This window comes from Nocardioides dokdonensis FR1436 (genome assembly GCF_001653335.1).
Lineage (GTDB): Bacteria > Actinomycetota > Actinomycetes > Propionibacteriales > Nocardioidaceae > Nocardioides > Nocardioides dokdonensis.
In genome coordinates this window covers 3,961,923-3,984,597 of the sequence record NZ_CP015079.1, presented here as the reverse complement: position 1 = coordinate 3,984,597, position 22,675 = coordinate 3,961,923, and the positions used below count along the sequence as shown (strand labels likewise).

21 protein-coding genes are annotated in these 22,675 nt (G+C 73.8%); 10 read left to right on the top strand and 11 right to left on the bottom strand.

All coding sequences use genetic code 11. From position 1 onward, the window contains the following. Positions 1 to 68: 68 nt before the first annotated feature. The 6 genes from idi to I601_RS18710 are packed head-to-tail and all read right to left on the bottom strand — an operon-like array spanning position 69 to position 5,333. Positions 69 to 659, bottom strand: a complete 591-nt coding sequence (gene idi, locus I601_RS18735) for an isopentenyl-diphosphate Delta-isomerase (RefSeq protein ID WP_068113150.1) — start codon at positions 657 to 659, stop codon at positions 69 to 71. Continuing rightward, positions 656 to 1,690, bottom strand: a complete 1,035-nt coding sequence (locus I601_RS18730; RefSeq protein WP_237089473.1) for an NAD(P)/FAD-dependent oxidoreductase — start codon at positions 1,688 to 1,690, stop codon at positions 656 to 658. Before I601_RS18730 ends, idi begins: the two co-directional genes overlap by 4 nt. Beyond that, entirely contained in the window at positions 1,683 to 2,222 is a 540-nt protein-coding gene (locus tag I601_RS18725) for an isoprenylcysteine carboxyl methyltransferase family protein (RefSeq protein ID WP_068113147.1), read from the bottom strand. Before I601_RS18725 ends, I601_RS18730 begins: the two co-directional genes overlap by 8 nt. Beyond that, on the bottom strand, positions 2,219 to 3,337 hold the full coding sequence (locus I601_RS18720; protein ID WP_257735296.1) for a type III polyketide synthase: 1,119 nt from the start codon (positions 3,335 to 3,337) through the stop codon (positions 2,219 to 2,221). Before I601_RS18720 ends, I601_RS18725 begins: the two co-directional genes overlap by 4 nt. Beyond that, a complete protein-coding gene (locus tag I601_RS18715; RefSeq protein ID WP_068113144.1) occupies positions 3,334 to 4,539 on the bottom strand; it encodes an NAD(P)/FAD-dependent oxidoreductase in 1,206 nt (401 codons plus the stop codon). Before I601_RS18715 ends, I601_RS18720 begins: the two co-directional genes overlap by 4 nt. Then, positions 4,536 to 5,333 (bottom strand): UbiA family prenyltransferase, encoded by a 798-nt coding sequence (locus I601_RS18710; protein ID WP_068113141.1) that lies wholly within the window; start codon positions 5,331 to 5,333, stop codon positions 4,536 to 4,538. The genes I601_RS18715 and I601_RS18710 overlap by 4 nt, the downstream gene beginning before the upstream one ends. A gap of 61 nt (positions 5,334 to 5,394) precedes the next feature. Here I601_RS18710 and I601_RS18705 point away from each other — a divergent pair, with 61 nt between their 5' ends. From I601_RS18705 to era, 4 genes are read left to right on the top strand one after another with little or no spacing between them, the layout of a single operon-like run. Then, complete coding sequence (locus I601_RS18705; RefSeq protein WP_068115300.1) at positions 5,395 to 6,753, top strand: FAD-binding oxidoreductase; 1,359 nt, start codon at positions 5,395 to 5,397, stop codon at positions 6,751 to 6,753. Then, positions 6,750 to 8,021 carry an SAM-dependent methyltransferase gene (locus I601_RS18700; protein ID WP_068113140.1) on the top strand — a complete coding sequence of 424 codons (1,272 nt, stop codon included), beginning with the start codon at positions 6,750 to 6,752 and terminating at the stop codon, positions 8,019 to 8,021. Before I601_RS18705 ends, I601_RS18700 begins: the two co-directional genes overlap by 4 nt. 13 nt (positions 8,022 to 8,034) lie before the next feature. Continuing rightward, the gene (locus I601_RS18695) at positions 8,035 to 8,811 is read left to right on the top strand and encodes a siderophore-interacting protein (protein WP_068113138.1); all 777 of its coding nucleotides are present in this window, start codon (positions 8,035 to 8,037) and stop codon (positions 8,809 to 8,811) included. Then, positions 8,808 to 9,734, top strand: a complete 927-nt coding sequence (gene era, locus I601_RS18690; protein WP_068113136.1) for a GTPase Era — start codon at positions 8,808 to 8,810, stop codon at positions 9,732 to 9,734. The genes I601_RS18695 and era overlap by 4 nt, the downstream gene beginning before the upstream one ends. A gap of 25 nt (positions 9,735 to 9,759) precedes the next feature. On the opposite strand, the gene I601_RS18685 is transcribed toward era, so the two are convergent. The 3 genes from I601_RS18685 to I601_RS18675 all read right to left on the bottom strand — a co-directional run bounded on the left by I601_RS18685 (position 9,760) and on the right by I601_RS18675 (position 12,045). Then, entirely contained in the window at positions 9,760 to 10,662 is a 903-nt protein-coding gene (locus tag I601_RS18685) for a septum formation family protein (protein WP_068113133.1), read from the bottom strand. Beyond that, positions 10,611 to 11,447, bottom strand: a complete 837-nt coding sequence (locus I601_RS18680; RefSeq protein ID WP_237089472.1) for a septum formation family protein — start codon at positions 11,445 to 11,447, stop codon at positions 10,611 to 10,613. Before I601_RS18680 ends, I601_RS18685 begins: the two co-directional genes overlap by 52 nt. 109 nt (positions 11,448 to 11,556) lie before the next feature. Further along, positions 11,557 to 12,045, bottom strand: a complete 489-nt coding sequence (locus I601_RS18675; RefSeq protein WP_068113131.1) for a flavodoxin family protein — start codon at positions 12,043 to 12,045, stop codon at positions 11,557 to 11,559. 173 nt (positions 12,046 to 12,218) lie between these two features. On the opposite strand from I601_RS18675, the gene leuA reads away from it, so the two are divergent. Beyond that, complete coding sequence (gene leuA / locus I601_RS18670; protein ID WP_068113128.1) at positions 12,219 to 13,952, top strand: 2-isopropylmalate synthase; 1,734 nt, start codon at positions 12,219 to 12,221, stop codon at positions 13,950 to 13,952. 21 nt (positions 13,953 to 13,973) lie between these two features. On the opposite strand, the gene I601_RS18665 is transcribed toward leuA, so the two are convergent. Then, complete coding sequence (locus tag I601_RS18665) at positions 13,974 to 16,754, bottom strand: ATP-binding protein (RefSeq protein ID WP_068113125.1); 2,781 nt, start codon at positions 16,752 to 16,754, stop codon at positions 13,974 to 13,976. A 106-nt stretch (positions 16,755 to 16,860) separates the two neighbouring features. Here I601_RS18665 and I601_RS18660 point away from each other — a divergent pair, with 106 nt between their 5' ends. From I601_RS18660 to I601_RS18640, 5 genes are all read left to right on the top strand, one after another. Then, a complete protein-coding gene (locus I601_RS18660) occupies positions 16,861 to 17,715 on the top strand; it encodes an alpha/beta fold hydrolase (RefSeq protein ID WP_068113122.1) in 855 nt (284 codons plus the stop codon). A 35-nt stretch (positions 17,716 to 17,750) separates the two neighbouring features. Then, entirely contained in the window at positions 17,751 to 18,479 is a 729-nt protein-coding gene (gene recO, locus I601_RS18655; RefSeq protein WP_068113119.1) for a DNA repair protein RecO, read from the top strand. Between the two features lie 98 nt (positions 18,480 to 18,577). Next, a complete protein-coding gene (locus I601_RS18650) occupies positions 18,578 to 20,194 on the top strand; it encodes a sensor histidine kinase (protein WP_068113116.1) in 1,617 nt (538 codons plus the stop codon). Between the two features lie 10 nt (positions 20,195 to 20,204). Beyond that, the gene (locus tag I601_RS18645) at positions 20,205 to 20,981 is read left to right on the top strand and encodes an isoprenyl transferase (protein ID WP_068113114.1); all 777 of its coding nucleotides are present in this window, start codon (positions 20,205 to 20,207) and stop codon (positions 20,979 to 20,981) included. 54 nt (positions 20,982 to 21,035) lie between these two features. Then, positions 21,036 to 21,932 carry an alpha/beta fold hydrolase gene (locus I601_RS18640; protein WP_068113110.1) on the top strand — a complete coding sequence of 299 codons (897 nt, stop codon included), beginning with the start codon at positions 21,036 to 21,038 and terminating at the stop codon, positions 21,930 to 21,932. Between the two features lie 172 nt (positions 21,933 to 22,104). Here the strand turns inward: I601_RS18640 and I601_RS18635 are convergent, their stop codons facing one another. Then, positions 22,105 to 22,668, bottom strand: a complete 564-nt coding sequence (locus I601_RS18635; RefSeq protein ID WP_237089471.1) for a gluconokinase — start codon at positions 22,666 to 22,668, stop codon at positions 22,105 to 22,107. Between the last annotated feature and the right edge of the window lie 7 nt (positions 22,669 to 22,675).

The window sequence follows — 22,675 nt, the reverse complement described above, 5'->3', positions numbered from 1 at the left end:
CGACGCGACATCTGCGCCGGCTCGACGCGACATCTGGGCCGGGTCGACGCGACATCTGGGCCGGGTCGTCAGTGGAGGGCGGGGGGCAGCTCGCTGGTGGGACGGGCGGGTGCTGCCCACGGATCCTCGGGCAGGGCGCGGACCTGCAGGGCGCACCAGGGACTGATCTCGCGGGTGCCGTCGAGCACCGAGGTGCGGAACTCGGCCCAGGGGACCCAGACGACGTCCTCGACCTCGTCGGGGTTCGGGGCCGGCCGGGCGGTGGTGCGGGTGACCAGGACCGGGCACATCTCGTTCTCGACCACGCCCTGCATCGCCGCGCGGTAGCGGAAGCCGGGCAGGACGAGGTCGAGCTCACCGACCTCGAGACCCAGCTCCTGGTCGAGCCGGCGGCGCACGGCCTGCTCGAGGGGTTCACCGGGGCCCGGGTGGCCGCAGCAGCTGTTGGTCCACACCCCGGGGAAGGTGCGCTTGCCCAGCGCTCGCTGGGTCAGGAGGATCCGGCCGGCGTCGTCGAAGACGTAGCAGGAGAACGCCAGGTGCAGCGGGGTGTCGGCGTGGTGCACCCGGGCCTTGTCGGCGGCGCCGATGGCCTGCCCGGACTCGTCGAGGAGCACGACCTGCTCGACGGGGCCGTCGGGATCGGTCCGGGCGCTCATGCCGGCCTCGCCAGCTGGTTCACGGCGGCGTCGAAGGCCCACGGCACCCGGTCGGCGGCGGCGACCAGCCGCCGGCGCACCACCTGGTGGCGGGTGGCGGTGACCAGGCCGCGGGTCAGCAGCTCGTGGCGCCGGCGCAGGCGGCGCGAGGTGGCGTCGTACCCCTCGGGGGCGTCGGCGGCGACGGCGGCCACCGCGGCCGCCGCCTCGGCCAGTCCCAGGGCGATGCCCTCGCCGGTCAGCGCGTCGACGTAGCCGGCCGCGTCGCCGACCAGCAGCACCCGACCCGCGACCCGGTGCCGAGCGGACTGGCGCAGCGGTCCCGCGCCGAGCACGCGGGTGCTCTCGGCGGCAGCGACCCGCTCGCGGAGCTCGCCGAAGCCCTCGACGAGGGTGGCGAAGGGGGCGCGACGGCTGCTCAGGATCGCCAGCCCGACGAGGTCGGGGGCGACCGGGGTGACGTAGGCCTCCGCGTCCTGCGCCCAGTGCACCTCGACGAACTCGCTCCACGGCGCGACGCGGAGGTGGCAGCGCTGGCCGTAGCGCCTCCGGCCGCGCACCGGCGCCTCCAGCCCGACCAGGCGACGCACGGGGGAGTGCAGTCCGTCGGCGGCGAGCAGGTAGCGGGCCGGCCGGCCGTCGACCAGCAGGTGGGTGCCGCGGTCGACGACCGAGCGCACCGCCTCGTGGCGGACCTCGATGCCCTCCTCGGCGAGGCGGCGCGACAACCCCGCGTGCAACGTCGTACGCCGCACCCCCCGGCCGGGACCGTGCCGGAACCGGGCGTCGACGCTGCGCCGGTGGTCGCGGTAGCGGATGCCCGCCAGGTCGATGCCGGCCACCTCGACGCCGAGGTCGGCCAGGCGCGCGAGCGCCCCGGGCATCAGGCCCTCGCCGCAGGCCTTGTCCACGTCTCCGGTGCGGGGCTCGACGACCACCACGTCGAGCCCGGCGCGGCGCGCGTGCAGCGCGGCAGCCAGCCCCACGGGTCCGCCGCCGGCCACGACGAGGTCGCGCACCGGCTCACCCACGACCGACCCCGACCGGGGGAAGGGTGGCCAGTGCGGTGTCCTCGACCCGCAGCCGGACGGTGAGCAGCGCGGCGTTGGCGACGGTGAAGACCAGCGCGGTGACCCAGGACAGGTGCAGCAGCGGCAGCGCCGCACCCTCGAGCACGACCGCGACGTAGTTGGGGTGGGAGAAGAACCGGTAGGGCCCCCCGGTGACCGGCGCGAGGCCGGGCACCACGATCACGCGGGTGTTCCAGCGCGGCCCGAGGGCGCTGATGCACCACCAGCGCAGCGCCTGGGAGGCGACCACCAGCGCCAGCATCGACCAGGCCAGGGCGCTGGGGACGTCGGGTCGGCGGAGGTGGGCCTCCACGAGCATCGCGACCAGCAGCCCCGTGTGCAGCACCACCATGACGGGGTAGTGGCCCTGGCCGGTCTCGACGCCGCCCCGGGCGAAGGACCAGGCGGCGTTGCGCTTGGAGACGACCAGCTCCGCCACCCGTTCGAGGGCGACGAGCGCGACGACGACGGTGAAGGCGGTCAGCGAGGTCACAGGGCACCCTCGCCGGCGCGCAGCAGGACGAGCTCGGAGCAGAAGCCGGGTCCCATGGCCAGCATCATCCCGTAGGACCCGGGTCGCGGCGGCCGCTCGCGCAGGGTGGACTCGAGGACGTGCAGCACCGAGGCCGACGACAGGTTGCCGACCCGGTCGAGCGACTCCCACGTCAGCCGGACGTCCTCGCGCTCCAGCTCGAGCGCCTCCTGGAGGGCCTCGATCACCTTGGGGCCGCCGGGGTGGCAGACCCACCACCCCACGTCGGCGCGGGTGAGGTCGTGGGTGGCGAGGAAACCGTCGACGTCGTCGCGGATGTAGCGACCCACGATCGCGGGCACCTCGGCGTCCAGGACGATGCGCAGGCCGCCGCTGGTGACGTCGAAGCCCATCGTGCGCTCGGAGTCGGGGTAGAGACGGCTCCGGGTGTCCAGCACCTCGGCACGACCGGGTTCGCCGGCACTGCCGCGGGCCACGACCGCGCCGGCGCCGTCGCCGAAGAGACCGCTGGCGACCAGGTTGGGCACCGACACGTCGTCGCGCTGCACGGTCAGCGAGCACAGCTCGACCGCGATCAGGACCGCGACGTGGTCGGGGCGGCCGAGCAGGTAGTCGTGCAGCCGGGCGACGCCGGCGGCGCCCGCGACGCAGCCCAGGCCCACCAGCGGCACCCGCTTCACGTCGGGGCGCATCCCGGTCACCGCCGCGATCCGGGCGTCGAGGGAGGGGATCGCCAGGCCGGTGACGGTCGCGACCATCAGCAGGTCGACGTCGCTGGGTGTCAGGTCGGCGGCCTTGAGCGCCTCCTCGACGGCCCGCGAGCCCAGCACCACGGCCTGCTCGATGAAGTGGTCGTTGGCCTCGGTGAAGCCGCTCAGCTCCGCGTAGGCCTCGAGGGGCAGCGCGAGGTGGCGCTGGCTGACGCCGGCGTTGCGGTGGAACCGGCGCAGCACCCGCTCGTCGAGCCGCCCCCGGGCGATGACCCCGGCGAAGGCGTCGGTGATCTCGTCCTGGGTGTGCCGGTGCTCCGGCAGGGCGCTCCGGGCCGAGAGGATCTGCATGGTGGGCTCCGATCGTCGGGCGGTCGTGGTGCGGGTGGGTGTCGTGCAGGTCAGGTGGGGGTGGCGGCCCGTCGGTCGGCCCGTCGGTCGGTACGGCGGCCGGCCACGTCGGTGACCAGGCCCGCGACCAGGCCGCGGCCGAGCCGTGGCGTGATCGTGCCACCGCCGAGCCCGATCTCGACCAGGTCGTCGAAGACCGCCTGGTCGCGGCTCGCGGCGCGGATGCCCGCGTCGACGACGGCGGGGTGGCGCGACAGGTGCGAGGCGGCCCAGGTGTGCCCGAGGTGGCGGGCCAGCAGCGTTCGTACGTCGCGCGCGTACGCCGCGCCCGCGGCGTACGGCTCGCCGGCGCGCAGCGCCCGGGCTGCGGCCCGGCCGGCCAGCGCCCCGGTGGCGACGGCGTAGTAGATGCCCTCGCCGGTCATCGGGTTGACCAGCCCGGCGGCGTCGCCGGCCAGCAGCACGCGGCCGTCGGGGTGGGTCCACCGCCGCCCGGACAGCGGCAGGTGGTGGCCGCGCCACGCGGTGCCGCCTGCGGTGGAGCCGGGCAGCAGCTCCTCGAGCTGCTCGAGCAGCAGGGCCCGTGACGGCTTGTCGCCCGGGTCGTCGGCCAGCTCGCCGTAGCCCACGTTGGACAGCCCGTCGCCGCGGTCGAAGGACCAGGCGTAGGAGGGCTGGCGGCGCTCGCCGTAGCGGATCACCTGCAGGCCGCGGCGCCCCGGCGGGGTGGGGGCGTAGCCGCGCAGCGCGAGGGCGCGGCGGCCGGTGGGGGCGAGCCCGATGCCGCCGCGCACGGCGGAGTGCACCCCGTCGGCGCCGACCACGACCGGGGCGCCCAGGTCGTCGACCTGCACCCCCGCACGGCCGGTCGTGACCTTGGAGACACGGTGGCGGCGCAGCTCGGCGCCACGCTCCACGGCCCGCTCGACCAGGCGTGCGTCGAAGACCTCGCGGGGGATGACGTGGACGTCGCGGCGCATCCGCCCGGCCACGTCGCGGTCCCCGCGGGACAGCGTGAGGTGCTGCAGGGAGCGCCAGCCCGCCACCACGTCGGCGGCGCCGAGCGGGGCCAGCACGTCGAGCACGTGGGGTGCGATGCCGTCGCCGCAGCACTTGTCGCGCGGGAAGTCCGCCCGGTCCAGCAGCAGCACGCGCAGCGACGGGTCCTCTTTCAGCGCGCCCAGGGCGGCCGCTGCTCCCGCGGGGCCGGCGCCCACGACCACCAGGTCGTGCTCGTGGCTGCTCGCGGGAGTCATCCGGCCACCACGAGCAGCACGACGTCCACCAGGGCGATCCCGACCGCGGCCCGGAAGGCGTCGCGCCCCGAGCGCACCAGCGCGACCGCGGCGAGCCCCACCACCAGCAGCGCCCCCAGCGCCAGCACCCAGCCACGCAGGTCCGGGGCGCCGGCGGCGATCACGGCGCTCGCGGTGACCAGCACGGCGACCGCCACCACGGGCACCAGCCGGGGGCCCAGTCGGTGCGGGAGCCCGCGGACGCCGGTGCGCGCATCGTCCTCGAGGTCGGGCAGCACGTTGAGCAGGTGCGCCCCGACGCCCAGCAGGGCTCCGGCGCCCACGCCCCACAGGGGCGGGTCGAGGGCGCCGGCGAGCCAGACGAACGCCGGCAGCCCCCCGAAGGCGACCGCGTAGGGCAGCCACGAGAGGAGGGTCGACTTCAGCCCGAGGTTGTAGGCCCACCCGGCCGCGACCAGCAGGAGGTGCGCCAGCCCCGCGGGCAGACCGACCGCGAGGGAGAGCACGATCGTGGTCGCCAGCGCCGCGCCGCAGCACCACTGCACCAGCCGCAGCGGCAGCTCCCCGGTGGCCAGCGGCTTGTCGGTGCGACCGACCGCGCGGTCGCGGCGTACGTCGATCAGGTCGTTGGACCAGCCGATCGACAGCTGGCCGGTCAGCACCGCGGCCACCACGAGCGCCGCGGTGCCGGCCTGCAGGTCGGCGGGCAGCGCCAGCAGCCCCGCGAGCACGGTCACGGCCAGGGCCGGCCCGGGGTGGGCTGCGCCCAGGAGCGCGCCGGTCCGCTGCCACATCACGCCCCCTGTCTACCGTGTCGGGCACCACACGGCCCCACCCAGGCGTAGATTGGTCGAGGTGGCGAGCAGCACCCGGTCAGCACATGCAGGAGCCGTCGAACGGCTCCGGGCGTCGTACGCCGCCATCCCGGCGGGTTCGCCGGTGCGGCTGGCCAAGACGACCTCGAACCTCTTCCGCCCCCGCACCGCCCGCACCGGTCCGGGGCTGGACGTCAGCGGCCTGACCGGGGTCCTCGAGGTCGACCCGGTGGCGCGCACGGCGCAGGTGCAGGGCATGTGCACCTACGAGGACCTCGTCGAGGCGACCCTCGTGCACGACCTGGTCCCACTGGTGGTGCCGCAGCTGCGCACCATCACCCTGGGCGGGGCGGTCACCGGGCTGGGCATCGAGTCCACGAGCTTCCGGCACGGGCTGCCGCACGAGTCGGTGCTGGAGATGGACGTGCTCACCGGCGCCGGTGACGTCGTCACGACCCGCCCCGGCGACCCGCTCTTCGACGCCTTCCCGAACTCCTACGGCTCGCTGGGCTACGCGACGCGGCTGCGCATCGAGCTCGAGCGGGCGCCCGGCCGCGTGGCGCTGCGCCACGTCCGCCTCGACGACCCGGCCCGCCTGGTCGAGGCCATCGCGCGGATCACCGCGGAGGGCGAGTGGGAGGGCACCCGCGTCGACGGCCTCGACGGCGTCGCCTTCGCGCCGGGGGAGCACTACCTCACCCTGGCCACCTGGGTGGAGCCCACCGACGCCCCGACCTCGGACTACACCGGGCAGCAGGTCTACTACCGCTCGATCAGGGAGCGCTCCGAGGACCTGCTCACCATGGCCGACTACCTCTGGCGCTGGGACACCGACTGGTTCTGGTGCTCGGCGGCGTTCGGCGCCCAGCACCCGCTGGTGCGTCGGGTGTGGCCCCGGCGGTGGCGCCGCTCCGACGTCTTCCGCCGCCTGGTCGGGCTGGACGCCCGTCTCGGGCTGGTCGACCGGCTGGACCGTCGGGCCGGGCGTCCGCAGCGCGAGCGGGTGATCCAGGACGTCGAGGTGCCCCTGGCCCGGCTGCCCGAGTTCCTCGCCTGGTTCGACGAGCACGTCGGCATGCGCCCGGTGTGGCTGTGCCCCCTCGTCGCCCGGCGCGACTGGCCGACGTACCCGCTCGCCCCCGGCGAGACCTACGTCAACATCGGCTTCTGGGGCACCGTGCACGTGGGTCCGGACGCGTCCGACGGCCCGACCAACCGCGCCATCGAGCAGCAGGTGCACGCGCTCGGCGGGCACAAGTCGCTCTACTCCGAGGCGTTCTACGACCGCGACACCTTCGACCGGCTCTACGACGGCGCACAGCTGGCGGCCGTCAAGGCCGCCCACGACCCCGACGACCGGCTCACCTCGCTCTACGACAAGGCGGTGCGGCGACAGTGACCTCCACGATCACCATCGGCGATGCGGTGGCCTCGCTCATGCGCGAGGGCATGCCCGTGCGCTTCGAGGCGTACGACGGCTCGTCGGCCGGCCCGACCGACGCCGACATCACCCTGCGGCTGCTCGACCAGCGCGGCCTGGCCTACCTGCTCACCGCTCCGGGCGACCTGGGCATGGCCCGCGCCTACGTCAGCGGGGACCTGCGCCTCGACGGCGTGCACCCGGGTGACCCCTACGAGGCCATGACGCTGCTGCAGAACAACCTGCGCTTCCGCGCGCCCTCGGTCGGGGAGGCCGTCAGCCTGCTCCGCGGGCTGGGTCTGGCCAACCTCAAGCCGCCGCCGCCCCCGCCGCAGGAGCACCTGCCGCGCTGGCGGCGGGTGGTCGAGGGCGTGCGGCACTCGCTGACCCGCGACGCCGGGGTGATCTCCCACCACTACGACGTCTCCAACGCCTTCTACCGCCACGTCCTGGGTCCCTCGATGGCCTACACCTGCGCGGTCTACCCGGAGCCGGACGCGACGCTCGAGCAGGCGCAGACCGAGAAGTTCGACCTGGTCTGCCGCAAGCTCGGCCTCGAGCCGGGCATGCGGCTGCTCGACCTGGGCTGCGGCTGGGGCGGGATGGTGCGGCACGCCGCGCAGCACTACGGCGTGCGGGCGTTGGGCGTGACGCTGAGCCGCGAGCAGGCGGCGTACGCGCGCGACGCGGTGGCCGCCGACGGACTCACGGACCTGGTCGAGGTGCGCCACAGCGACTACCGGGAGGTGTCGGAGACCGGCTTCGACGCGGTCAGCTCGATCGGGCTGACCGAGCACGTCGGGGTCAAGAACTACCCGTCCTACTTCGGATTCGTGCGCGACCACCTGCGCGACGGGGGCCGGCTGCTCAACCACTGCATCAACCGGCCCGACAACGTGCCCCGCGAGACCGGCGCGTTCATCGACCGGTACGTGTTCCCCGACGGCGAGCTGACCGGCTCGGGCACGATCATCTCGCGGGCGCAGGACGCCGGGCTCGAGGTCGTGCACGAGGAGAACCTGCGCCGCCACTACGCGCTGACCCTGCGCGACTGGTGCGCCAACCTGGTCGAGCACTGGGACGCCTGCGTCGAGGAGGTCGGCGAGGCCACCGCACGGGTGTGGGGGCTCTACATGGCCGGGTCGCGGCTGGGTTTCGAGCGCAACGAGATCCAGCTGCACCAGGTGCTGGCGGTGCGCACCGGCGCGGACGGCGACGACGGATTCCCCCTGCGTCCCTCGTGGTGAGTAGCCTCGCGGGGTGAGCACCCGGGCGACGACGTACGACGCGCAGGTCCTGCGCCGCGAGCAGCTCACCGACCACCTGGTGCGGCTCGTGCTCGGCGGTCCCGGCCTGGTGGACTTCCGCAGCACCGGCGTGCCCGACGAGTGGGTCGGCCTGGTCGTGCCCGGGCAGTTCCAGAGCCGGTACTACACCGTGCGCTCCTTCTCCGGCGGCGAGCTCGTGCTCGACGTCGTCGTGCACGACGTCGGCCTGGTCACCGAGTGGACCCAGCTCCCCGACGTGGTCGGCCAGACGGTCGTCGTCACCGAGCCCAAGGGGTCGTTCACGCTGCCCGCCGGGGCCCGCTGGCTGATGCTGGTCGGCGACCTGACCGCGATGCCGGCGATGGCGCGCATCCGCGAGGACGTCGACCTGCCGACCCGGGTCTGGGCCGAGGTGCCCGACCGGATGCCCGGCTACCTGCCCGACGACACCGACGTCACCTGGTCGGCCCAGCCCGGCGACGGCCAGTCGTCGCTCGCGGAGGTCGTGGGCGACCTGGTCTGGCCCGAGGGCGAGGGCTACTTCTGGATGGCGGGGGAGTCCTCGCAGATGCGGGCGATCCGCAAGCACCTGATGCGGGAGCGCCGGCTGCCGAGCACGGCGTACGACGTGATGGGCTACTGGCGAGGCGGCGCCGAGCGGCAGCCTCGCGCCGTGGACCCGGGACCGATCTGGCGGGCCGGCAAGGCCGCCGGCAAGTCCGACGAAGAGATCTGGGCCGACTACGACGCAGCGAGGGACGACACATGAACGCAGCACCGGGGCACAAGAGCGGGTTCGCGTCGTTCGTGGGCCGGCCCAACGCGGGCAAGTCCACGCTCACCAACGCGCTGGTGGGCAGCAAGGTGGTCATCACCAGCTCGAAGCCGCAGACGACCCGCACCGTGGTGCGTGGCATCGTGCACCGCCCCGACGCCCAGCTGATCCTGGTCGACACCCCCGGGCTGCACCGTCCGCGCACGCTGCTCGGCGAGCGGCTCAACGACCTGGTGAAGACCACGCTGGCCGAGGTCGACGTGGTCGCGGTGTGCTTCCCCGCCAACGAGAAGGTCGGGCCCGGCGACCGGTTCATCGTCACCGAGATGGCCAAGGTCAAGCGCACCATCAAGGTCGCGATCGCCACCAAGACCGACCTCGCCACCCAGGAGCAGATCGGGCAGCACCTGCTCGACATCCAGGCGCTCGGCGCCGAGACCGGCATCGAGTGGGCCGAGATCGTCCCGGTCTCCGCCCAGTCCGGCAGCCAGGTGTCGCTGCTCGAGGACCTGCTGGTCGGGCTGCTGCCGGAGGGCCCGCAGCTCTACCCCGACGGCGAGCTCAGCGACGCCCCCGAGGAGGCGATCGTGGCCGAGCTCATCCGCGAGGCCGCGCTCGAGGGCGTGCGCGACGAGCTGCCGCACTCCATCGCCGTGGTCGTCGAGGAGATGGGCCTGCGCGAGGGCCGCAGCGAGGACAAGGCGCTGCTCGACATCCACGCGAACGTCTACGTCGAGCGCGATTCCCAGAAGGGCATCATGATCGGCCACAAGGGTTCGCGCCTGCGCAAGGTCGGCACCGATGCCCGCGTCCAGATCGAGGCCCTCATGGGCACCCCGGTCTACCTCGACCTGCGGGTCAAGATCGCCAAGGACTGGCAGCGCGACCCCCGCCAGCTCCGCAAGCTCGGCTTCTGACCACCAGCCCCCACCTCGCGCCGGGTCAGCGGGGGACCCAGCAGAGGCCGTGGTGCTGGCCGGCGTCCCACTGGTCACGGCTGGGCCACTCGTAGCCCCAACTGAAGTCGAGGGGGTCGGCGGCGGCGGAGCGACCGGCCGCGACGCAGGGCTCCTGGCCGCGGTCGCGGGCGGTGTCGGCGCCGGGGTAAGTGCCGGTGCCGAGGTCGACGACCTCGACCGCACGCCACTCGTGCGGAGCCGAGCACAGGACCCGGGAGAAGCGAGGGGTGCCGGGCTCGGCGGTGCCGCACATGCCGTAGCGGTCCTGTCCGGCCGCGGTGGCGAGCGTGCCCCTCATGGGCGGGGTGAGCCCGGCGAGCTCCTCGGCTCCCGCCGGGGCGACCACGTCGCAGCGGTACCAGGAGGCGCCCCGGTCGAACTCCTCGAGGGTGGGGGTGAACCACACGCTGCGCAGCATGCTCAGCCGCAGCGCGTCGACCCCGCCGCCGAGGAAGTCGCCCAGCGCCGCGGGGCACCGCTGCGCGACGGCCGTCTGCACCCGTCGCGAGTCCACGGCCCGCACGCGCCGCCCGACGAGCTCCTCGAGCCGGCCCGACTCGAAGGTCACGCTGGTGTGGCGGCTCGAGCACGCCACCGGCCGCGAGTCGGACGTGGGCGCCAGTGCGTCGTCGTACGACAGGCGGTAGCAGGTGGCGGTCGGGGGCGGCGGCACGTCCGCGACCTCGGGCGAGGGGGCCGGGGACGGCGTGGACGATGCGGTGGCGACCGGTGGCGGCGTGCCGGGGCCGGGTTCCGAGGACGAGGACGCCCCTCCGGAGCAGCCGGCCACGACCAGGCACGCGGTGGCCAGGAGCACACGCGGGAGCCGTCGGGTCACGACGAGGTGCGAGCCCAGCAGACCGAGCGCCGGTTGCCGACCTCCCACTCGGCCTCCTTGAACCACGTGAAGCCGAAGTCGTACTCGAGGGGGTAGCCCAACCAGGCGGCGACGGAGTCGGAGCAGAAGTCGCGGGTGGTCACCTCGACGAGCCGGTCGCCGGGGTACTCGTCGTCCGGCTCGCCGACCTTGATCGTGGTGACCGCGCGCCAGGTGTGCTCCTCGGAGCAGGGCACCTTGGGGGAGCCGACCACGGCCGGCCCGTCGGCGCAGACCATCCACTCGTCGGGCGGCAGGCCCATCAGCAGGCCCTCGGCGGTCTTGGGCAGCGGCTGGTAGTCCACGCCCTCGCCGCCACCGCCGACGACGTCGCAGCGGTACCACCGCGCGCCGTCGTCCCACGCGGCCTCCGACGGGCGGAACCAGGCCCACGTCACGATCGTGCGCATCACCGACGACTCGTCGGCGCCGAGGAAGCTCATCAAGCCCTGGGAGCAGGTCTGGTAGGCCCAGGTCCCGAGCTCGGTCGAGTCGTACGTCGCGTCCTCCAGCGAGGCGGGCAGGGTGCCGACCGCGTAGGTCTGGGCGGTGTGCTCCTCGGTGCAGTCGACCGCCGCCGTGGCGTTGGCGGGCAGCGCGACGTCCTCGGGGCGCAGGTTGCGGCACTGGCCGAGCTCGGGGACCTCGGTCGAGTCGACCTGCGCGGGGTCGACGTTGCGGCCCTGGGTCGCGCTGGGGCCCCGGGCGTCGCCGGACCCTGCCGAGCCGGTGCAGGCCGAGAGCAGGAGGGCCAGGGCGCCGGCGAGCGCCGTGGTCCGGCTCAGGTGGCGCACGTGGTCTCCAGTGGCGGGTTCGTCAGGGGCGGGCGCGGCGATCGTACCGGGCCGGGGGCGAGGATCACGCCTCCGCAACGACAGGCCCCACGGCAGGCCCCACGGCAGGTCAGTCGGGCACCAGCAGCGCGGCGAGCGTGCCGCCGAGCTCGTACGCCGCGTCGAGGTGGCGCTGCTCGACGTCACCGACGACCTCGAGCACCTCGGCGCGCTGGGTCCAGGCCAGCGCCTGCACGATGCTCTGCACCGAGCGCACCGCACCGGTGGTGTCGTAGCGCCCGTGGACCCAGAGCCCGTAGGGCACCCGGGCGGCGCCGCCGGTGCCGGCCGAGCCGTCGTCGCCCAGGGCCCCTCCGGCCTGGAGGAAGATGGTGTCGAAGAAGTGCTTGAGCGCCCCCGACATGTAGCCGAAGTTCGCCGGGGTGCCGAGCAGCACCCCGTCGGCCGCGAGCACGTCGTCGGCGTGGGCCTCGAGCGCGGCCCGGACCACCACGTCGACGCCCTCCACGGCGTCGTCGCGGGTGCCGGCCACGACCGCGTCCGTGAGCGCCTGCACGGTGGGGGTCGGGGAGTGGTGGACCACCAGCAGCCTCGCCATGGGTCCACGGTAGCGGCCCCGACGTGGCACCCACCGGGCGTGCGATAGCCTGGAGGACGTCATGACGCGCGCATCGCTGCTCCTTCGCTGCCGCAACGAGGCCTGAGCACGCCGGCCCCCTCGTTGCGGAGAGTGCGCTGTGCCCGGCACCGCTTCCCACCAGCGAGGACCCCATGACCGATCTGAGCAGGACCGCGAACAACCAGCGCACCAGCGCGATGCCCGTCGAGCGATACCGGCCCTTCGTGCCGGTCGACGTCCCCGACCGCACCTGGCCGACGAAGAAGCTCACCACCGCGCCCCGGTGGCTCTCCACCGACCTGCGCGACGGCAACCAGGCGCTCATCGACCCGATGACGCCGGTGCGCAAGCTCGAGATGTTCGAGCTGCTGGTGAAGATGGGCTACAAGGAGATCGAGGTCGGCTTCCCCAGCGCCAGCCAGATCGACTTCGACTTCGTGCGCCAGCTCATCGAGCAGGACCGGATCCCCGACGACGTGCAGATCTCGGTGCTGACCCAGGCCCGTGAGGACCTGATCGAGCGCACCGTGCAGTCGCTGGTCGGCGCCGACCGGGCCACCGTGCACCTCTACAACGCCACCGCGCCGCTCTTCCAGCGCGTCGTCTTCGGCGTCACCCCCGACGAGTGCCGCTCGATCGCCACCCGGGGCACCGAGCTGGTCATGAAGTACGCCGAGGAGCTCGTGGGCGCCCTGGTGGGCAGCGACGCGTTCGGCTACCAGTACTCCCCGGAGATCTTCACCCAGTCCGACACCGACTTCGCCCTCGAGGTGTGCGAGGCGGTCTCCGACGTGTGGCAGCCCGAGGCCGGTCGCGAGATCATCCTCAACCTGCCCGCCACGGTGGAGATGTCCACGCCGAACACCTACGCCGACCAGATCGAGTACTTCGCACGCGGACTGACCCGTCGCGAGCACTCGGCCATCTCGCTGCACCCGCACAACGACCGCGGGACCGCGGTCGCGGCCACCGAGCTGGGCCTGATGGCCGGCGCGGACCGGGTCGAGGGCTGCCTCTTCGGCCACGGCGAGCGCACCGGCAACGTGTGCCTGGTGACGCTGGGGATGAACCTCTTCAGCCAGGGCGTCGACCCCCAGATCGACTTCTCCGACATCGACGAGGTCCGGCGCACGGTCGAGTACTGCACCAGCCTGCCGGTGCACCCGCGGCACCCCTACGCCGGCGACCTCGTCTACACCGCCTTCTCCGGGTCCCACCAGGACGCGATCAAGAAGGGCCTCGAGGACCTCGACCGACGCGCCGCCGAGCAGGGCGTGCCCGTGGGCGAGATGCCCTGGGAGGCGCCGTACCTGCCGATCGACCCCAAGGACGTCGGCCGCTCGTACGAGGCCGTGATCCGGGTCAACAGCCAGTCCGGCAAGGGCGGTGTCGCCTACGTGCTGAAGGCCGAGCACAAGATCGACCTGCCGCGCCGCGCCCAGATCGAGTTCAGCCGGGTGGTCCAGCAGCGCACCGACGCCGCCGGCGGCGAGATGACGCCCGAGGCGATCTGGAACGTCTTCCGGGCGGAGTACCTCGACCAGGAGACGCCGCTGCGGCTCAACTCGGTGCACACCAGCTCCGCGGCCGGCGAGAAGGACGCCCTCACCGTCAACGTGTACGTCGACGGCGAGCTGCGCACCCTGGAGGGCACCGGCAACGGGCCGATCGCCGCCTTCGTGAACGCGATCAACGAGCTGGCGCAGGACTGGGACGTGCGGGTGCTCGACTACGCCGAGCACGCCCTGTCGGCCGGCGGCGACGCGCTCGCGGCGGCGTACGTCGAGTGCTCGGTGCGCGACCAGATCTTCTGGGGCGTCGGGATCGACGCCAACATCGTCACCGCGTCGCTGAAGGCGGTCATCAGCGCCGTCAACCGCGCCTGAGCACGGCGGGCCGGCTGCCGCTCACCCCTTGAGCGGCAGCCGCACCGTGAACGTGCTGCCCTCGAGGTGCGCGGAGCGGACCTGGGTCGTGCCGCCGTGGGCGGCGGCGACCGAGGCCACGATCGACAGGCCCAGGCCGGTGCCCTGGATGGCTGCGCGCTGCGCGTTCGAGGAGCGGAAGAAGCGGTCGAAGACCTCGTCCTGCTCGTCGTCGGGGATGCCGATGCCGGTGTCGGTGACGACCAGGACGGCCTCGGCCGGGCCGATGTCGAGGCGCACCCGCACCACGCCTCCGTCCTCGGTGAACTTGATGGCGTTGGAGACCAGGTTGAGCAGCACCCGCTCGAGCTGCTCGCCGTCCCCGACCACGACCGCGGGGCGTGCGGGCGGTTCCCAGACCAGGGTCAGGTCGCGCTCCCGGAGCAGGCCCGGGGTGGTGCTCTCGACCGCCCGCATCACCTCGGCGAGGTCCACGTCCTGGGCCTGCCAGGTGATGGCCCCCGAGTCGAGCCCGGAGAGCATCAGCAGGTCGTTGCAGAGCACGATGAGCCGTTCCCCGTTGCGGGCGATGCGCTCCAGCACCGGGGCCTGCTCGGGCGCCGGCTCCACCAGGGTGCCGTCCCGGAGCATCTCGGTGTAGCCCACGATGCTCGTCACGGGGGTGCGCAGCTCGTGCGAGACGGTCGAGACGAACTCGTTCTTGGCCTCGTCGATCGCCCGGAGCCGCTCGACGGCGGTGCGCTGCTGCTCCAGGGCCGCGACGACGACGTCCTGGGCCCGGCGCTGCTCGGTGACGTCGCGCCCCACGCACAGGAAGCCGACCTGGGTGCTCACCACGGTGCCGGTCGCCGACAGCGTCATCGACACCACCCGGCGCCCGCCGTCGGCGTCGATCCACCACCAGTCGCGGCTGGCCTCCTCGACCTGGCCGATCGAGGCGGTCAGCGCGGCGAACACGGTGGCGTGGTCGGTCGAGCCGATCCGCTCCCGCACCTGGTCGGGGTCGAGCAGCTGCGTGAACGGCTGCCCGACCACCCGGTGGGCGGGCAGGCGCAGCAGGTGCTCGGCGCCGGAGCTGAAGACGGTGATGAGGCCGGCGGAGTCGAGCCCGACGATCGCGGTCGCCACCGAGGCCTGCATCAGGTGGGTGACCAGGCCGGCGCTGGCGCGCTCGGTGGTGACGTCGACGCCGGTCAGCACGGCGTACGCCGGCCGGCCGTCGTGGTCGCGGACCAGGTTGTTGCTCCACACCACCCGGCGCCGCTCGCCCGAGCGCGTGAGCGCGTCGTGCTCGCCCACCACGGGTGCGCCGGAGCGGTTGGGCCACAGGAGCAGCGCCCCGAGCTCCTGCTCGCTGTCGGGCGCCAGGGGCGTCTCCCACAGTCGCCGCCCGACGAGGTCGGCGGCGCTCCAGCCGGTCATCCCGGTCGTCGCGGCGTTGATCCGCACGACCCGGGCGTCGAGGTCGGTGACCAGGATGAGGCAGGCCGTGGTGTCGAGGGTGGCGCTGGTGAGCCGTTCCGCCTCCTGCAGGCGCTGGTGGGCCAGGTGCTCGGCGGTCACGTCGAGGAGCTGGAGCGACCAGACGCGCTCGTCGACACCGTGGGAGATCCGGCTGGCGGCGATGTCGAGACGCAGGTCGGGTCGTCCGACGACCCCGCCCCGCCCGCGCCAGCCCGCGGAGCCGTCGAGGAGGTCGGCGAGCCGACGCTGGGCGCCGAGGTCGAGGATCTCGCTGATCTCACGACCGGTCAGGTCGTCGGGCTCCCGGCCGAGCAGCGTCGAGATGGTCCGGTTCACCTCGTCGACCCGCAGCCCGTCGGCGCCCTCGCGCAGCAGCAGCTGACCGACCAGCGAGTCGGTGAAGTTGGCGCGGAAGAGCTGGCGTTCCTCGCCCACCGTGTCGAAGAGCCGGTTGCGCTCCTGGAGCAGCACGGCCAGCGGGAGGGTCAGCAGCACCGCGCAGACCAGGTAGCCCTGGGCGACGCTGGCGCTGAGGATCGGGCCCAGGCCGTCGTTGGTGAACGGACCCCCGCCGCCCTGGGTCAGCAGGGTCACGGCGGTGGCGAAGCCGACCAGCTCGATCGCCGTGACGAACGGGCCGAACCGGAGCGCGGCCCAGACGAGGACGAGGAGGGGGACGAAGGTGAGGGAGAGGGCGTGGTCGGGCAGGAAGACCGCGACCGTCGCCAGCCCCAGCACGCCGAGCTGCGCGAGCAGCTCCGCGGGCGCGACGTACGCGCCCGGGACCAGGCCGCCGCTGCGCCCCCGACGGACCAGCGCGACCGGCACGATGACCAGCACGGCGGCCGAGTGCGAGGTGAAGACGGTGCGTGCGACGTCGAGTGCCGGTCCGAGGTCGAACGGTGCGGCGGCCGCCCCCAGCAGCCCCGCGACGATCGTCGCGCCCAGGAGTGCGCCGACCACGAGACGGACGAAGTCGCGCAGCTCGCCCAGCCGGGGCGGGCCCGGCAGCGGCCCGGAGCGGAGCACCAGGGCCGCGGCCACCGCCTCGGCGGTGTTGGCGACGCCGAAGGCGAGGGACAGGTCGAGGGGACGACCGCCCGAGAGGTTGGCCAGGCCGGTGGCCAGCACCAGCGCCACGGCCACCAGCGCCAGCTCGCGTCGACCGGGACGGGTCAGGGCCACCAGCGCGACCGAGAGCCCGGCGGCCGGCCACCACACCGCGACCGGGTTGTCGGCGGGTCGCAGGACGACCGACGCGAGGCCCGCGGCGTACACCGCGACCAGCAACGCCACGGTCGCGGGCGCCGTCAGGTGGGCGCGACCGGACGAGGACATGGGCACATCATCGGGCCTGGGGGGCCCGGATGTGGGAAGTGGCCCGGCCACGACCGCTCGGCGTGCCGGTCCGGGGCGTCCGCGGACCTGCCTCTAGGTTGAACGCATGCTGGTCTCCGAGCACGTCGGTCAGTTCTTCCTCGACGGTGAGGGGTCGCGCGACCGCCTCGAGTACACCGAGTACGGTGCCGGTGACTCGTGGGTGGTGCTGCTGCCCGGGCAGCTGATGCCGCGCCGCATGCACCAGCCGCTGGCGCGCCACCTGGCCGCCCAGGGGCTCCACGTGGTCACCCTCGACCCGCTCGGGCACGGCCGGTCCGACCGGCCCGCCGACCCGTTGGCCTACTCGGTGCCCGCCTTCGGCCAGCAGGTGGTCGCCCTCCTGGACCACCTCGGCGCGTCCCAGGCCGTGATCGGTGGCACCTCGCTCGGCGCGAACGTGTCGCTCGAGGTCGCGGCCACCGCACCCGACCGGGTGCGCGGGCTGCTGCTCGAGATGCCGGTGCTCGACAACGCGCTCGAGGCCGGGATCCTGGCGTTCTCGCCGCTGCTCCTCGCCGCCCGCTTCGCACCCTTCACGATCACCGCCGTGCGCCGGCTGACCCGACCGGTGCCCCGCGGCGTGGTGCCTTTCTGGGCCGGCATCGCGCTCGACACCCTCGACCAGCGCGCCGACGCCGTGGCCGCGGTCGTGCACGGGCTGTTCTTCGGCCGGATCGCCCCGTCCGCGGCGGAGCGGCGCGCGATCACCGCCCCGGCGCTGGTCGTGGGGCACGGTCGCGACCCGATCCACCCGGCGGCCGATGCGGCGATGCTGGCCGACGAGATGCCGGCGGGGGAGCTCGTCCGGGCCCGCTCGATCCTGGAGTGGCGCACCTCGCCCCAGCGGTTGGACGCGCTCGCGGCCGACTTCTGCCTGGGCGCCTGGCGCTCTGCGTCGCGTCGCTCCCGCCGCGCCTGACCGGGACGTCACTGCCCCCGGGGCACAATGGGGCCGTGCCTCTCTACCGCGACGAGGCGGTCGTGCTGCGCACCCACAAGCTGGGGGAGGCCGACCGCATCATCACCCTGCTGACCCGTCAGCACGGGCGGGTGCGCGCGGTCGCCCGCGGCGTACGCCGCACCACGTCGCGCTTCGGCTCGCGGCTCGAGCCCTTCACGCACGTCGACCTCCAGCTCTCCGAGGGTCGCAGCCTCGACTCCATCACCCAGGCCGAGACGCTCACCCCGTTCGCCAGCGGGCTCGGGGCCGACTACGAGCGCTACACCGCAGGCACCGTGATGCTCGAGACCGCGGAGCGCCTGGTCACCGAGGAGAAGGAACCGGCCACCCAGCACTTCCTGCTCCTGGTGGGTGGGCTGCGCGCCATGGTGTCGGGGGACAAGGGCCCCGGGCAGGTGCTCGACTCCTACCTGCTGCGCTCGTTGTCGGTGGCCGGGTACGCACCCTCGTTCGACCACTGCGCGCGTTGCGGCGAGCAGGGCCCGCACCGCTGGTTCAACCCCTCCATGGGCGGGATGCTGTGCAGCACCTGCCGGCTGCCCGGCTCCGCGAGCCCCGCGGCGGCGACCGTCGAGCTGCTCGGTGCGCTGCTCGCCGGTGACTGGCCCGTGGTGGCCCGCGCCGACCAGCGCACGCTGCGGGAGGCCAGCGGCCTCGTGGCGGCGTACCTGGCCTGGCACCTCGAGCGGGGCCTGCGCTCCCTGGTCTACGTCGAGCGCTGACCCGGTCCGGACCACCTGCGGCTGAAGCCGCGCAGGTGAGGACTCCAGCCAGCGCGTTCTGCGAAGGTGAGCCTCCCACCCAGGGAGGACGCGACGCCATGACCGAGGACCCGCGCTGGCTGCAGGTCGGCTTCGTGCTCCTGGTCGGGTTCGAGCTCCTCCTCAGGCTGCCCTCCGACGACCACCTGGAGCTCTGGTCCTGGTCGGTGCTGGCGTTGGCGGTGCTGGTGCTGGTCACGGCTGCGACGTTCTGGGCGCCGGCCGCCCTGCGCCGGCCGCGGACCTCGTCGTGGCTCCGACCCGACCTGGTCGTCGTCCTGATCGACCTGGCTGCTCTCGGCATCATCCAGCTGGACCCCGACGGGGGTGCTGTCACCATCCTCGTGGTGCTGCCGGCGCTGTGGTGGGGCCAGCGCCACGGTCGGCGTGGTGCGCTGGGTGCGGGGCTGGCCTGCCTGCTCCTGGTGTCGCTTCCGCGCCTGCTGGCGGCGGGTCTCGACGGTACGAGCCTGACCCGGGCGGTGCTGCCGCCCACGGTCGCCGTCCTGGCTGGGCTCGGCATCGCCGAGGCGGTGGGTCGGGCCGCGGCGCAGCGCGACGAGGCGGACCGTCGCGGTCGCGAGCTGACCGAGGCGCTGGCCACGATCGAGCACCAGCGGCGCACGGGCGCGGCCATCCTCGACACCGTCGACGTGGGCCTGCTGCTGCTCGACGCCGAGGGTCGCTACGTGGGATGCAACAAGCGGCACCAGCACTTCATGGACCTGGCGTTCCCGGAGGGGCACGCCGGGGTCGCGGGGCAGCTCGGGCTGGTCCGCTGCGCCGACGGCACGACCGTGATGACCACCGAGGAGATGCCGACGTACCGGGCGGCGCACGGCGAGGAGTTCGACGACATCCGGATCTGGGTCGGGGAGGGGGACGAGCAGCGGGCGGTCTCGGTCTCGGCCCGGTCCATCCGCGACGAGGAGGGGCGGTACGCCGGTTCGGCGCTGGCCTACAAGGACGTCACCGACTTCATGGAGGCGCTCGAGGTGAAGGACGCGTTCGTCGCCGCGGTCTCGCACGAGCTGCGCACCCCGCTGACCTCCATCACCGGCTACCTCGAGGTCCTCCTCGAGCGCGACGACCTGCCGGCGCAGGCGTTGCACCAGCTCGGTGTCGCCGAGCGCAACGCCGATCGGCTCGAGCGGCTGGTGGGCGACCTGCTGACCACCGCCGTGGCCGATGCCAGCCCCACGTCGCTGGAGCGTGCCCTCGTCGACCTGGGGGCGCTGGTGCGTGAGCAGGTCGAGGCCGCGCAGCCCGCTGCGAGCGCACGGCGGATCGTCGTCGAGGGCGGGGCGCCCGAGGAGGTGCTCCTGCACGCCGACGGCCAGCGGCTGCGGCAGGTCGTCGACAACCTGCTCTCGAACGCGCTCAAGCACACCCCGGGCGGCGGCCGGGTGTCCGTCGGTCTCGTGACCTCCGACGTCGACGTGGAGATCCGTGTGGCGGACACCGGGCCCGGGATCGACGTAGCCGAACGGGAGCTGGTCTTCGGCCGGTTCTTCCGCACGCGCGCCTCCCGCGACCAGGTCGTGCCCGGCGTGGGCCTGGGCCTGTCCATCACCCGCGACATCGTGGTCGCCCACGGCGGGCGCATCCATCTCGACGACGCGCCGGGTGGCGGCACCCTGGCCCGGGTGCTGCTGCCGCGCGAGCCGGCGCCGTAGGATCCGGCACGTGAAGCGAGCCGTGAGACCGCCCACCCCGCATCCCTCGGGCGCGACGCCTCCTGACGTCCCGCGCGACCTCGTCCCGGGCCACGTCGCGATCGTGATGGACGGCAACGGCCGGTGGGCCAAGCAGCGCGGGCTCGCGCGCACCCGCGGCCACGAGATGGGCGAGAGCTCGCTCTTCGACGTGGTCGAAGGGGCCATCGAGATCGGCGTCAAGGCCGTCTCGGCCTACGCGTTCTCCACCGAGAACTGGTCGCGCTCGCCGGACGAGGTGCGCTTCCTGATGGGGTTCAACCGCGACGTCATCCGCCGCCGGCGCGACGAGATGCACGAGCTGGGAGTGCGGGTGCGGTGGGCCGGGCGGACACCGCGGCTGTGGCGCTCGGTGGTCAAGGAGCTGCAGGCCGCGGAGGAGCTGACCCGCGACAACGACGTGCTGACCCTGACGATGTGCGTCAACTACGGCGGGCGCGCCGAGCTGACCGATGCCGCTCGCGCCATCGGCCGCGAGGTGGCCGCCGGTCGCCTGGATCCCGAGAAGATCACCGAGAAGACCTTCGCGCGCCACCTCTACCTGCCCGACCTCGCCGACGCCGACATGATCTGGCGGACCTCGGGCGAGCAGCGGCTGTCGAACTTCATGCTCTGGCAGGCGGCGTACGCCGAGATGGTCTTCACCGACGTCCTGTGGCCCGACGTCGACCGCCGCACCCTCTGGTCGGCGATCGAGACGTACGCCTCGCGGGACCGGCGCTACGGCGGCGCCCTGCCGAACGCGTAGCCGACGGGGCAGCCGGCTGACCGTCGATGGGTCCGCATCCGTGAGGATGGACCCATGGAGCCGCCCACGATCCTGCTGCCGGACGGTCGCCGGATCGCCTACCTCGACGGCGGTGACCCGGCTGGCTACCCGGTGATCGGCCTGCACGGCACGCCGGGCTGCCGGCTGAACCGGCTGCCTGACGACGAGGTGTACGCGCGCACTGGGGTCCGCTACATCACGACGGACCGCGCCGGGTACGGGCAGTCATCGCGCCATCGGGGGCGCTCGGTGGCGGACGAGGCCGCCGACGTGCGCGCCGTGGCCGATGCGCTCGGCCTGGACCGGTTCTCCGTCGTGGGTGGTTCCGGTGGCGGCCCGCACGCCCTGGCGTGCGCTGCGCTGCTGGACGACAGGGTCGAACGCGTGGCCTGCCAGTCGAGCCTGGCCCCGCTCGGTGAGGGCGGGATGGCGAGGGACGCGTGGCTCTGGCAGATGGAGCCGGAGGCCGCGCAGGCTCTCGCCTGGGTCGACGCCGGCGAGGGCGCACTCACCGCGGAGATCCAGGCCGCGCAGGCCCGCATGGAACGGCTGCTGGTCTCGGACCCGGCGTCGTTCCTGGGGGAGGGGATGGGGGGTGCCGACCAGGAGGTCCTCGCCCGGCCCGAGGTGGTGGCGGCCTTCACCCGGATCATGGCCGAGCAGGCTGCCCACGGCGTCGGCGGCTCGGTCGACGACACCCTGGCCTTCGCGCGGCCCTGGGGCTTCCGTCTCGAGGACATCAGCATCCCGGTGCTCCTCACCTACGGGCTCCAGGACTTCTCCTGCCCGCCCGACCACGGCCGATGGCTCGCCCGGCACCTGCCGACGGCCCTGGTCGTCGAGGACGGGGCCGGTGGCCACCTCCCACAGGATCTCGAGGCCGACATCGCTCGCACCTTCAGCTGGCTGCGGACCGGCCAGCTGTCCTGACATCGGCGGCGCGGCGACGGCGATGGAGACGAGCGGAGTGTGGAGTCCTGGGTGAGCCCTGTTGATCCGGAGCGCCACACTCTTGTCGCTCGGTAGTGCCAGGCGGTGTGGGTCTTGGCGCGGTGGTGGCGCCGGGGGTCTCGACGGTCGCTCGAGCCTTCGGCCCTCGCTGCTACGCCCCGGGGGACTCGTTCAGCAGCTCGGCGAGGGCCCGGCTCGCCGCCGCCACGACGTCGTCGAGGGGCGGGGTGACGTCGACGACGCGACCGTGCTCGGCGGGGGCGAGGGGTTCGAGGGTGGCGAGCTGGGAGGCGAGCAGGGAGACGGGCATGAAGTGGCGGGTGCGCCGGCTCATCCGGTCCTCGAGGACCGCGGCGGGAGCATGGAGGTGCAGGAACCACACGTCCGCGACGTCCTCGCGCAACCGGTCGCGGTAGGCGCGCTTGAGGGCCGAGCAGGTCACGACGCTGCTGCGCCCGGCGTCGGCCTGCTCGCGCATGGTCTGGGCGACCCGGGCCAACCAGGGCCACCGGTCCTCGTCGGTCAGCGGGTCACCGGCCTCCATCTTGGCGACGTTGGCGCGGGGGTGCAGGTCGTCGCCCTCGATGAAGTCGCACTCGTGGAGCTCCGCGAGTCGGCGGGCGACGCTGGACTTGCCGGTGGCCGAGACGCCCATCACCACGACCTGGACCGGTCGCACGGGTCGGGACGGGGCGGGGGAGTTCGCTGCGCTCACCGGCAGG